8 protein-coding genes are annotated in these 13597 nt (G+C 43.8%); 1 reads left to right on the top strand and 7 read right to left on the bottom strand.

Translation table 11 applies throughout. The features are described from left to right. Nucleotides 1–679 precede the first annotated feature (679 nt). The 4 genes from EO125_RS07685 to EO125_RS07705 form a co-directional block, all read right to left on the bottom strand. Nucleotides 680–3550: an AAA family ATPase gene (locus EO125_RS07685; protein ID WP_164726477.1), complete on the bottom strand. Its 2871-nt coding sequence runs from the start codon at nucleotides 3548–3550 to the stop codon at nucleotides 680–682. Next, nucleotides 3540–4784 (bottom strand): exonuclease SbcCD subunit D, encoded by a 1245-nt coding sequence (locus tag EO125_RS07690; protein ID WP_127148384.1) that lies wholly within the window; start codon nucleotides 4782–4784, stop codon nucleotides 3540–3542. Before EO125_RS07690 ends, EO125_RS07685 begins: the two co-directional genes overlap by 11 nt. 1 nt (nucleotide 4785) lies before the next feature. Next, nucleotides 4786–6345, bottom strand: coding sequence for a PLP-dependent aminotransferase family protein (locus tag EO125_RS07695; RefSeq protein ID WP_240630457.1), 1560 nt, complete (start codon nucleotides 6343–6345; stop codon nucleotides 4786–4788). A 395-nt stretch (nucleotides 6346–6740) separates the two neighbouring features. Beyond that, on the bottom strand, nucleotides 6741–8156 hold the full coding sequence (locus EO125_RS07705; RefSeq protein ID WP_127148385.1) for a helix-turn-helix domain-containing protein: 1416 nt from the start codon (nucleotides 8154–8156) through the stop codon (nucleotides 6741–6743). Nucleotides 8157–8805: 649 nt separating this feature from the next. Between EO125_RS07705 and bioB the strand changes: the two genes are divergently transcribed. After that, nucleotides 8806–9822, top strand: coding sequence for a biotin synthase BioB (gene bioB / locus EO125_RS07710; protein WP_127148386.1), 1017 nt, complete (start codon nucleotides 8806–8808; stop codon nucleotides 9820–9822). A gap of 329 nt (nucleotides 9823–10151) precedes the next feature. Here the strand turns inward: bioB and EO125_RS07715 are convergent, their stop codons facing one another. The 3 genes from EO125_RS07715 to EO125_RS07725 are packed head-to-tail and all read right to left on the bottom strand — an operon-like array spanning nucleotide 10152 to nucleotide 13525. Continuing rightward, nucleotides 10152–11468, bottom strand: coding sequence for a DUF445 domain-containing protein (locus EO125_RS07715; RefSeq protein WP_127148387.1), 1317 nt, complete (start codon nucleotides 11466–11468; stop codon nucleotides 10152–10154). Next, a complete protein-coding gene (locus EO125_RS07720) occupies nucleotides 11465–12694 on the bottom strand; it encodes a DUF445 family protein (protein ID WP_127148388.1) in 1230 nt (409 codons plus the stop codon). The genes EO125_RS07715 and EO125_RS07720 overlap by 4 nt, the downstream gene beginning before the upstream one ends. After that, on the bottom strand, nucleotides 12695–13525 hold the full coding sequence (locus EO125_RS07725) for an MBL fold metallo-hydrolase (protein ID WP_127148389.1): 831 nt from the start codon (nucleotides 13523–13525) through the stop codon (nucleotides 12695–12697). Nucleotides 13526–13597 lie beyond the last annotated feature (72 nt).

The raw sequence follows: 13597 nt of genomic DNA on the forward strand, positions 1-13597 counted from the left end.
GCTCACTTACTTTCATCCATTTAATTGCTTAGAGCATTTATTTCTTAAAGAGTTTACACAAAATTCTTGACAGTACCGTAGCCTTGTAATACACCTATAAACCGTGCTATAATTGATGTAACATAAGAAGAGCCACCAACGTGTGAAGGCGTTAGGCTCATCTCAAAAACATTCAAAACGAAATTTGCCTAACGTGGTAAGGTGTTCTAGACCTTATTCGTTAGGCTTTTTCATTGACTATTTCAATACGTCAATAATTTGAATTGCTAAGCTAGTAAGCGCAATGATTAAAGAAATCTTTTCGTACTTAGTCATAGCAACCACCTCCTCCCATAATAGGAAGAGATGAGCCCAACTCACGTTGGTGACACTTCTGTATTTTTATTGTATCACAGTTCGTGTATATCAATAAACCATTTTTGAAAGTAATTCACAAATCTTCACCAGAGGAACGCAGTCACGCGTAGTAGCCTTGTGGCGGTCCTTTACTATCTAAATACGCAAACATAAGAAGAGCACGGTATGTCCCCGAAGAAACATTATGAAATACCGTTTCTGAGGGGATATACCGTGCTCTTCCCTTTACCCTATTCAGTTAAGACCCGCCACAGGCTACATAACATTACAAGTGACGACCTACATAGCGTTACAAGTGACGACCCATAGTCCGCATAGCCTCTCAAGTAACATCACGACTGAGGTCGTAACGATGCACCCCATCCCCTGCCAATTGGCTCGTCGTCTCATGGCAAGTAAACAGGAACACTTGTATACGTTCACTTAACTGTTCTATGACCTGCAATGTCAGTTTTTGCCGTTCTAGGTCAAAGCGTACCAATACATCATCCAACAGTAACGGCATGGATTCTATTTTTTCAGCGAAGGACTCTGCTAGGCTTAGTCGCAATGCCAAGTACACTTGATCCCCCAAGCCACTGCTCCATTTTCCTAGGGGAATCTCTCGACCCGTCGTGTCTTTCACGTAGGCCCCCTTATGTGTGTCGTCCATATGCAATGTATAGATGCCACCCGTCATGGCTTTCACATACTCAGACGCCCTCGCCAACATCGCCGGTTGCCGATCTGTTTCGTATTCTTGTTGTGCCAGTTCCATACCCTGATCGATAAACACATAGGTCATCCACTCTTCCAAGGCCTCTCTGATCTCCGCTTCTAATTGTTCTTTTTTCAACAATGCTTCGGACACTGCATGGGATGTGCTCAAGTGGCGCATAGATTCCTGCAAGGTCCCCCGCTCTTCATACAATGCCTGCAAGGATGATTCAATATTCGCCAATTCCGTTTCACTACGGGAGTACTCCAATTCCCATTTGCCTTTATCATTGCCTTGCAAACGGCGGTACCACACATCTCTATGAAACTCTTTCGGCGCCAATAATTCCAGTTGTCGTTGGCTTTGGCGATAAATCGTCTCCCATTGCTTATGCTGATCTTGTTGCAACAAGCGCTGACGATATTCTGTGGCACTCTTCATGCCACCTTTTTGAATCAACTCTTTTTGCGCCAAGAATAATTCTTTTTCTTTCTTGCTCCATGTAGCATATTCTTCACGATAGTTTTTGCGTTGGCTTTCCTTTTGCTCCCACCGCACACGATTTTGCTTGTGCAATTGTAGCTGATTATACACTACCCGCAACTCCACGATGGATGGCACTGTGTGTATCTGCAAAGAAGCCCACAAGTTTCGGCACCGATTCATGATGGCTTCTAATTGTTCATGATGCAACCGCACTTGCTTTTGGTATCCTTCAAATTCGCGCAATCGTTCATGGTAGGCTTGATATTCTTCCTTCATGCCGTAGAATGCATCGTCTCGATTCGTCTGTTTGGCCGCCTTTGGCAACCACGCTTCCCACAAGTCCATGGCCTCAGTGCCTGCCGCTTCCAAGGTTTTACCTTCCGCCACCCACTGCGCTTTCATTACTTCGTAGGCTTTGAAATGGCTCACATCATCTCCGTATCCTTTGATTTGTTCCGCCACTGCTTGTATCTCTGAAAGTAAACTTTCATAGTCAGATTCTGTGGTAGGCATAGAGCGACCTGCCTTCGTTTCTAATGCAGACATATCCTTAGGCGCCGTAGCCACCACCTGCGCAGTCCCGTTACTCCTACGTTTCCCTTGATACACTAGGCCTGCACCTAGCAACAAAGCGAGCATGCCACCGATAGCCTGTATACCGATTCCTTCTGCATAGGTCATATGCCACGCTAACAAAGCCACGCCTAGAACACCCACTATAGTCGCACCTACATAATAGGACTGTCCCGATGTCACCGTTACTACAGGATCTGTAGGTTCTTGTGCTACGTAGGCCTCTTTCAATGCTGTTAAATTCCTATGCTTAGTTTCTAAAGCTGTTACCGTTTCCGTCACCTCACGAGCTCGATCATCTTGTGGGAAGGGCTCTCGTCGTTGCCACGCCTCATAGGCCTCACGAGCACTGCGCAACTGGCTCGCCACATGCTCCCCATCGTACCAATTCACATCACTGGGGAAGTCCTCCACATCGCGCCAATACACATGAGATTTCCGAATGAATGCTAGCTGAGCTTTCACTTTTTCTAAGTACAAATCCCCTTCACGACATTCTTTTTCCAATTGGGTCCATTTCGATACTTCTTGGTACAAACTTTCAATCTCTTGTTCATACATACCCAGTCTATCTTCTGGATCGAAATTATCTGGTACCAAGCCCTCTTCCTTGCCACGCCACACGCGCATATATTCCTGGCAACGGCGGATTTCTTCATCTAATTCTAAAAAGGCCTCTCGCTCCAAGGACTCTTCCACGTGGAATTGGAGCATTTTCTGCTTCGCTTCTTCTCCCCGTTTATACGTATCCCACGCACGAAGAACTTTCTCTACATCTTGCAAATATTCCTTCCGCTCTTGCCGTTGTTCTTGCAAGGTAGCTTCTTTCTTTTCTAGCTCTTCCAACGAAGCTTGCCAAGTATAGTACTCTTTTTCTCCTTGTTGTAACTTCCGGATATCTCGTTCCACCTCTTGCAATCGGTCCAATAAAGTATTGATGGTCCGCTTTCCCGTAGGCGATGCCACTAGTAATTGGCTAGCTAATTCGTCCACGTCTTTCACGAGAGTCCCCAAGGATTCCCCACCTTCGGCACCAAAGAACCGTGTACGCACGTCCACCTCTTGGATAATGTCCACCCCTTGTAGGTCATCCAAGGTAATGGCAAAAATGCGGTCATAGGTCTTTTTGTCTAGTCCTTGCCACCACAATTCCGCAGGCTCCACCGTATACCGCTGTCCACCCACTTCGTAAAAATCTAAAATTTTTCCCTTACGACCAATGTGGTATATTTTGCCTTCTCGTTCCACTACAATATGACCCTCTACAGGCTCTTCTTTCCGTTTCGTCCCCAACAAAATACCACGAAAGGCTTGGAGCAGTGTTGTTTTTCCACTTCCATTCGGCCCGTACAGCACATGTAGTCCCCGTTCATGAGGCTGAAAGGTCCACTGTTCATAGGGGCCATAGTATTCTATATATATTTCTTTAATCTTCATACTCATTCCCCTGTAATAAACGGATGCCTTCCCGTCGCGCCTTTTCATAGGCAGACTGTACCATGTCGTCTGTCACTAGCTGGCTATACATACCCAAGCGTTTCCACTCTGGTCGTTCTTTCACAATGTTCAGTAATGAATCCCCGCCAGTATCCATGCCATCCAAGGCTTTCACATAATCGCTGACCATACCCGGCGCAGCGCCTTTTGTACCACTACTGAAAGTATCGCATTCAATGCCGATGATATACACGCCGTGCTTGCCACTTTCCTCGGCTTGTGCTTCCTCCATCCAAGACGCACGCACTGCACTGTCATTGGCTACTTCTGATAAAGCTCCTTCGCCTTTCAGTCTAAGTGTCAATAGGATGGACATGCCCGGCTTACGGAGCATTTCTTTTTTGTGTCGCAACATTTCTAGCATTTCTACTACGGATTGTACTTGCCCCAAGTCGATCGTGTCTTCTGCAAATCGGATGGCATTGGTTTCGTGAAAGTGTACCTCTACCGTGCCACGACTAGATACATCCACCACATAGCACCCTTTCGGGCCACTTTCACCACGCTGCAACCCTTGGGTATTGCCCGCATAGACGATGTGAGGCTGTTCGCTCAAAATCTGGCGCTTGTGAATATGACCGAATGCCCAATATTGAATAGGAATACGCCGTAACGCATCCATAGAGCAAGGCCCCGTCTTGTCATGTCCCTCATGACTGCCTACCGTTCCATGCACAAGGGCGATAGAAAACGGATCACTGCGCAATGGATGGATGTCCGATGCGAGGTCCTCATACTGGGTATCACTGGAGATACTGCGACCGTAAATACCTGCCACCTCTTGGTCTCGCACCAGGAGAGAAAACCGATCCACCCGGTCTGCTGCACAGATATGGACATTGTCTGGCAATGGCATATGTCGTTTCCAACTTTCCGCAGGATCGTGGTTACCTTGTACCACGTAAACAGGAATGTGTTCTTTGGCGAGACTTTCACAGGCCCGCACAAAGTGCATCTCCGCCTCAAGAGGATGATCCGCCCCATCATAGACGTCCCCCGTGATGAGCACCGCAGCCACACGCTGACGGATGGCCAAGTTCACGATATTCTGAAAAGACCCATAGGTGGCGCGCATCATAGCCTCGTCTAAGGATCTGCCAAAAGATTTTAAATAGCGAAAGGGCGCCCCTAAATGGAGATCCCCACATTGTATAAATCGAAATGGTATGCCCATATTATAACCCTTTCCAAGCCTCAGCCAATACCTGTACCGCCCGTTCTAAGTCACGGGTCGGTATACCGCTAAACGATAATAACACCTCTACAACACCGGTCTCATCTCTATCTATGACCTTGATATCGCAACCCACCTCTAAGGCTCGTGTACGAAACACGTCCTTCTGACTGCAAGCCTTGCGAATCCCCGCATAGACACCGCCCTCTGGAGCAATGACCTCATAGGTATCATCCAAATAGTGGCGCAATACACTCGTAAAATACTTACTTTTTTCTAAATAATGTTTGCGGAGACGGCGAATTTGCTTATGCCACTCCCCTTCGTCCATGTACATGGCCCATGCCAACTGCTCTAACACCCCGGCACTTTGCCCATAGGCCTTGCGATGCTTGTTAAAGTCATCATAGAGAACTACGGGCAACACTAAATAACTCAACCGAATCGACGGTGGCAATACCTTCGATGGCGTACCCATGTAGATAACACAATCTTGACGGTCCATGCCTTGCAAGGAGAGAACTGGCTTTCCATAATAGCGAAGTTCACTGTCATAATCGTCTTCTATAATGAAAGCCCTTTGACTCTGCGCCCATCGCAATAACTCTGTCCGCTCTTGGATGGTCATAATACGACCCATACTATCGCCGTGAGACGGCATACAGTATAGGACTTCCACATTAGCGGCTTGCAATGTGGCAATCAATTGTGGTCCTCCTGTATCAACCTCTAATACAAAAAATCCGTAGTCTTTCCATAAAGCCTTAGCAAAACTGGGGCTTTGACGGTCTATAGCTACTTTTGATTTACCTTGACATTGTAACAGGGACGCAATCATATGCAATGAATTGAGAGTACCACTAGTCACCAGGATCCGCTCCGCTGTAGCTCGAACACCTCGCGCCTGTTGTAAGTATTGATTCAACGCTGATCGCAGTTCTGGTTCTCCCTCTAGCTGACCATAGGTCATGAGCCTCTTTGTATCTCGTAAGGCATAGCCAATAAAGCGTTTCCACCGTTTGAAGTCAAATCCCTCCGGATCCATCGCACCAGTAGCGAAATTGTAGAGGATAGGATGAGGCGGTCTGTTCGTCCCCTTAGGTAAGGCATTATTCAACGTAGATGTAATGCATCCATCACAATACGATATTAGTTTTTCTACCTTCTGTTCCCCAGTATCTATTAGACTTTGACGTACACCCTTAGGCTTCACCGATAAAAGAAAATCTTCCTTAGACTCTCCTAGATTACCCACGTTTCCATATGTTCGATCAGACGTACTACCAATATAAGTCATGCCGTCATAATATCCAACTAAAGGTTGAGGAATCTCTAGCACCTCATAAGGCGCCCTATTATGGGCTTGAATATATCCTTCCGTAGCCAACTGCAAATAGGCTTGCTCCACCGTAATCTTGCTCACACCTAACTGCGCCGCCATAGCACGTATAGAAGGAAGTCGCTGCCCTGGACGGAACGAACCCTGTTCAATATGCACTTTTACAGCCTCATATACCTGCTCGTACATGGGAACCCCTGCATTCGCATCTAGGACAATCATCTAGCCCCCCCCAAAACAACAAGTCTTACTCCCTTACATGTATATATCTATCTTTAACTCTCGATTCTTGGTTAGATTTTTTCATCACGCCATGATTCCAACAACTTGAACCATTGTTTCTAAAAATAGACTCTTACTATATATTATAAAAGTAAACACGAAAAATGACTACACCAAAAGTATGAATTTCTTTCGAGGGACATTTCGAGGGACATTTCGAGGGACATTTCGAGGGACATTTCGAGGGACACTTCGAGCGACATTGAGAGAGAGCCTCTATAAATAATACAAAGTAAAACTCCCTAGGTCGCACCCTAGGGAGTTTTTGTGTGTTTGTTCATTAAATCTTTAGCTGCATTTATTGTATCACCTATCATTTATAATTACAATGGTATCTACTCCTCAAGTTCCCAATGACCATTCTTACCCCTACCTATGTATTTCAAATTATCAATTTCTTTCAATAATCTTTGTATCGTTTTTACACTTATACCAATATGTTCCGCAATAGCTTGTCTTGTGATTTTATTGTTTAATCTTACCTCAGCTTTTATAAATTCAATAATTTTCTCTTTAGCCTGAGTTGCATCTTGAGGTACATTTCGAGACTCATCATCTACACCCACCTTTTTCGTCGCTACCTTCTTCAAAGGAACAATCGTCCTAAATATATCTCCTTCCTCAAACAGTGGATTCTGCCCTGAATACAGCTGTGTGTACTTGTATGTATTACGCATCCCTGATCCAAGTTCATCTGCAATACCTATTTCTCTAAATACTTTAGAGATAGCAGGATTTTTAGGGAACGGCTCAAACTTCTGTAAATCTAATGCTCCCATGCCATGAGCTAAGTTGCTATTTTCAACTGTAATTTTCTCATCATCAATAATCATCTTGGCAGGATACCCACTTGAATAGTCTCTATGAGCTAATGTATTAGACACTATCTCTCTTAGTATTCTATCCCTAGCATTAACATTAACTATACCGTCTAGAACAAATAAATCATTTAAGTGTTTTTGTCCAAATTTTATAAGCCGGTCATAACTATCGATCAAATTTGTAATGACAACGTCTCTATCATCATATCTATCCTTATTTTCAACCCTAAATATAGCATCAGTTTTATGCTGTGGGAGCACGGACATAATAGAATTATCTTTTCCAAATAGCAAAATAGCTGCTAATGTAATTCCCTCGCACTTGGTTTCTGGATCTGTCAAAATTAAATTTGCACTCCTAAGAATCTCCTCATGGTCCATTTTTTCCCATACATGATTCTTATTTCTTGCTATAGCCATTTTCTTAGCTTTATCAATAATCGATGCATCAAGAAAATCTATATCGAGATTTGGGTATACCTTATTAACAAAATAACTTCCTTGTTTTCTTCCATACATCTTATATACAAGTTCAGCACGATCTGTAATATTTACATCTCCCTCATAGGATCTATCCCAAATTCTCCCATTATGTCTACACACCTGATACCCTTCCGGCACCCTAATATAAATTACTATCTTTCCATCTATATCAAAAACTTCAGGTGTTAAATAGAGTGGCGGATACATCTTTTGTGGATTATTAATAGATGTCGTAAAGTCTTTAATCACTTTATCAACCTTATTTTTAATAACACCGATAATCTCCCTTTGATCATTAACACCTAATAAAATATGTCCACCGTTCCTATTATTAAAAGAACACACTGTATCAAAGACATCTTTTGTTAAAGCATGTTTAGATTCTTTAAACTCCACATCTATCTTTTCTCCATTTTGAATTAACTCTTTTATCTCATCTATCATCATTTTATTTCACCACCTTATATATTCTAACAATTTCCTTAATAAAATTTCTTTTCTATACATTCGTATACTCTGCGTTTCTTATAAAAAGTTATATCATTTTTTATAGATTTTTTCCACAAACATTTTACACTAACTTATACTAATCCCTATAATAGCCTCAGTAACGATATCATCTCCCCTGAGGAACGCCATTACGTGTAGCAGCCTTGTGGCGCCCCTTACTACCTAAATTCCACAAACGCAAGAAGAGCACGGCGTGCCCTCGAATAAACATTATGAAATACCGTTTGAGAAGGAGTATACCGTGCTCTTCCCTAACCCTGAGGAATGCAGTTAGGCGTAGTAGCCTTTGTGGCGGGTCTTACTGACAAAACTGCGCAAACACAAGAAGAGCGCGGCGTGCCCTCGAACAAACATTATGAAATACCGTTTGAGAGAGGGTATGCCGTGCTCTTCCCTTTGCCCGAATCAGTTAATGATCGCCACAGGCTACATAGCATAACAAGTGACGACCCACAGGCTGCCTAGCATAACAAGTGACGACCTGAAATGTTAACACTAGCACCATTGACGTAAGTTAACAATAAGTATATAATGTAGTCATTATGATGTAGTCATTAAAATCAAACAACTATTACGAGGTGTAATTATGGAAACTGTATCAAAATCTATTTCCTATGAAACAATCATAGCCTATGCGCAAAAAGTATTAGATGGTGGCGAGATCACTCGTGAAGAAGCAGAACAACTGATTCACACATCTGACGAAGACACTATGATTCTGCTAGCTATGGCTGACAAAATCCGTCAAAAATTTAATGACGATACAGTAGACCTATGTGCCATCGTGAACGCCCGTTCCGGTAAATGCCCAGAAAACTGTAAATTCTGTGCCCAATCCGCCCATCATGACACTGGTGTGACTGTGTATCCTTTCATGGAAGAGGATGAAATTGTGAACGCCGCTAAAAAGGCGAAAGAAGCTGGTGCGATTCGCTTCTCTATCGTAACAAGTGGTCGTAACACAAACAACCCAAAAGAGTTCGAGCAAATCTTGAGCGCTCTCACTCGTATTCGTAAAGAAGTTGGCTTAGAAATTTGTTGCTCCCTTGGTCTTTTGACCTACGAGCAAGCGGTACAATTAAAAGAAATTGGTGTAACCCGATATCACTCCAACATCGAAACGGCACCAAGCCATTTCCCTGACATTTGTACAACACACTCTTATGAAGATAAAATGTCTACTATCTCCAATGCCCAAAAAGCTGGCATTCGTGTTTGTTCCGGCGGTATCTTAGGCTTGAATGAAACGAAAGAGCAACGTGTTGAAATGGCATTCGAGTTAAAACGATTAGGAGTAGACTCCATTCCTTTGAACATTCTTAACCCTATCAAGAACACACCATTCGAAAACAACGAACCAATTCCTCCATTGGAAATCCTTCGTACCTTTGCTGTGTTCCGCTTCGTCTTGCCAAATGCATTGATCCGTACCGCTGGTGGTCGTGAAGTAAACCTTCGTGACTTACAAGCTTACGCATTAAAAGGCGGGTTAAACGGTATCATGGTAGGTGGCTACTTGACCACAGCTGGCCGCTCTCCAATGGATGATCTACAAATGATTAAAGACTTAGAACTAAACCTCAATACAGTACAAGAAGCCTAATTGAATCTAGTACTTGCACAAAGCAAAATACAACTACTAGACTCTACTAGACTGTTCAATTTCAATGCCTATATGTCTCTTCTAACAGAGCTGCAACCATATAGAACTTTCAAATGAGAACAGGGGACCCGATTCCATCGAATCTGGGTCCCCTGTTTTTTACGTGTATAAGTATTGTTAGGATAAGACTATCCTATAATAGTATTTGTTATAAATCTCTATTCAACATCCCTTACCCATTTTCATACATGCGGTATAAGAGTGCAGTGCACTATCAAAACAATCTATTCGTATTCTAGCATTAAATTCGTTAAAACCTAGATACAGACCTAAATGATTCCCAATCCCTGCAATACTGGCTCATACACATAATACAGGAACAACCAAGTCCCCAATCCTGCGACGCCACCTACGAGGGCACCGTTAATGCGGATCCAAGCGAGGTCTTCTTCCACCTTACTTTCAATAAAATGGATGAACCGTTCGGTACTTAAGCTTTGTAGCACTTCACGAATGATGATACCGATAAACCCATGGCTCTTGGAAGCAATGTGCAGCATAATATGAGTTAAGGCTTCTTCTAACCGTTCCACCATGCCCGGCTCTTCACAGTAATGATTCCACAACTCTTGAAAGCTCGATTCCAAGGCAATGGCCATTGGCGATGTCCCATCCGCAGATACCATACCTTCACGAATCCGTGGACATACGTACGCTTCTAACATGAGCTCCCAATCTTGCACATCAATCCATTGTTGGATAGCATCGTCTAATGTTTTCGTGATGCTTCGGTTCGACGCCATCTGTTGCAATGGTCCCACCCATTGGTGCAACCACACCAGGCGCTCCGTACTATTCGGCTGTTTCCATCGTTCTAACATCTGATGCACTTCTTCGATGATGGCCCCCGCCATTTCTTGAACGTTCACAATGTTCAATCCTTCTGAAAGTCCAATGAGCATGGCAGATACTACATCTTTCTTGCGCTTTTCAATTTCTTCCTCAATAACCGCTTCTAGCCATTGTTGTGCTTTCGGGGTATACAAGGCTCTCTGCAAGTAGTCGATTCCTCGAATGACCACACTTTCATAACGATTGTGTTCACACACATGGAGCAACGTCTGTTGCATAGGACCGATAAAAGATTGATTATGCAAAAATTTTCGCAACCGTTGTGCACCCCATTGGGCCCACTCCCGATCACTACGACGTTCCCACAACTCCGACAACACGGTGGCAATCCCTTGGCGCACCGTATTCCGTCCTACATCACTACGGATATATTGATCTATAAACGGTACAAACTGTACCCGTTCAATGGCGCTTTTACATTGATCATAGGTAAGCAGCTTCGTATTCACCATGCGGATAATCCCCTCAATAAGACGATTTTTATTTCGTGGAATCAGTTCCGTATGAAAGGATACCCCCAAAGGTTTGCGAAATAACGCAGTCACTGCAAACCAGTCTGCTACACTACCGATGAGGGCGGATTGGACAAACCAATACAACCCATCATACCAAGGAGCCGTGATGTACCACTGCCCCCACCACACAAAAGCGAACAGCACCGCCATGGTAATCAGCAAGCGGTTCGCATAGGTTGCATAGGGATTCCTAGTAGTTTCTATGACACGAGGGCTCATAAGATCCCTCCTTTCAACAAGGTCAATCCGTAGAAGAGACCGCCTAAGATAGCACCTACCAAGGACCCGTTGATGCGAATCATCTGCAGATCATAGCCTAATTTAGATTGTAAAATACGAGTGATTTCCTCTGGCGTGAATCGATTCATCTCGCGCACGACGATGTGTTCAATCCAAGGGCGTATGTAATTTAAGACGTGTAACAATTGAAAGAGAATAAATCGCTCTGCCTTGCGGCCTTTCACAGCATTCGTTTCCAACCGCTCAAAGAAATGGTACAATTCTGTTTCTCCTTGCTCCACATACCGTGCCAAGTCCAACGTATCTTCCAACACATAGCCGTCTTCGATGAACTCTCGGAACCAAGCATTCTTTTTATCTTCTAATTTCCGTTGCCACTGTCCATTCTGTGCTAGTTCATCCACTGCCCATCGAGCCTTCGTGTATACTGCAGACCCCAAGGGCGACTGCAAGGATTCTTGGCTCATCAAATAGGCGCAGCCTTTCACCTGTATCATGTGCGTAATGTATTCCGGTGAAAGTGACTCCCCACCTAATGCTAACGCCAATTCTCGTAAGAAAGAATGGTCTGCATAGCGATTCATCACAGAGGATACTAGCCCTAATAAGTAGGGACGAATCCCCTCCGCCGCCAGCAATCGTTGGAGCATGCGATTGATGTGCATCCATAGGACCTCTGCTCGTTCTGGTTCTAACAGCTGACGGCACAAACTAACCACAAAAGGCGTCACGCGCCAAGACTCCACACCATTCTTGATGTGCCCTAGCAATTGCTCTTGCAGTAAATTTTCTTTCACATGAGGCAATACATGGTCTTTCAGTTCCTCGAAACACACATGAACATACCCACGCCCAGTGGCACTATTCATAAACGACACTATCCGCTGTGGTACACGTTCCTGTTTCAGCACCTCGTACATGTGAGACACCCGAAGGAGTTCGTCTACCATCATGTGCCGTGCCATTTCCACAAACCGTTCCTTATTCCTAGGGATAAGTGCCGTTTTGAAAGGAATCCCCAAGGGTTTCGTAAACAGTGCCGTCACCGCATACCAGTCCGCTAAACCACCAATCATGGCAGCCCCTGAAATATGCGTGATGAGCCCCCAGAAGGGCTCTCTATGAAAGGGATAGGTCACTAAGAATATGACTGCCATCAAGACTAATAGAGCAGTCGCTCCATGTCGTTGTAACCATGGTGTCATTTACTTCACTTCCTCTACCGCATCACCTGGCTGTTCTGGAATCCAGTAGCGTTGATTTGGGTATGTATGTTGGAATGTGTCCGATGGCACCCAAATAGGTCCATTGGCATGCATAGGAATAAATAGTTTCGTGTTCATCATACCTAACACTTCTAAAGCCCCCCATTCACGGGCTACTTCTAAGCGAGCATCCACGGGAAACATCATGATATCTACAGACAAACCTAATAGAGGGGCAAACTCTTTCTCTTTTAACGCTTTTGCCTCTGCAATATTCTCAGGCGTATCTCCAGACCAATGCCACCAGTTTAAATCTCCTGCGTGAAAGATTCGATGCGTACCTGTATCTACTAAGAACGAACCGCCTTCATCAGTGGAACCAAACATGGTGACCGTCAGATTGTCGGCTTCTACTGTGTCGCCTACTGCCATGGAGTGCAAAGAAAATACTTGTTGTACTACCTCTTCTGTCAGATGTTCATCTGCTATACGTTGGTCTTCATTAAAGCATCCCTGTTTAATTCTATTTACTACTACATTAGATACCGCATCAGTTTTCTTAGAATCTATTATCGCCTGCACTTCCTTGAAAATATCTCGCAAAGCTGGTACATCTTCATGGTACCAAACGCTGTGTATATATGGTAAATATTTGAAAATTGATTTCACATAATGATCATGATGGATATGGGATACAAAGACATGTAACTCGTAGCCTTGTGCTACTAATGTATCTATCACACCGGCTGGATCTTTCCAGTAATCAAATACATAAGCCCGTTTGCCATCTTCAATGACAAAACCGCTATGCTCTAAATAGGTAACTTTCATATTAACTCCTAATTGATAATTTTATTGATTACTTTTATTATAACATAAAAACCCTCCCAAGGTATGTACCTC

The organism is Veillonella sp. VA139, from assembly GCF_003992005.1.
GTDB lineage: Bacteria > Bacillota > Negativicutes > Veillonellales > Veillonellaceae > F0422.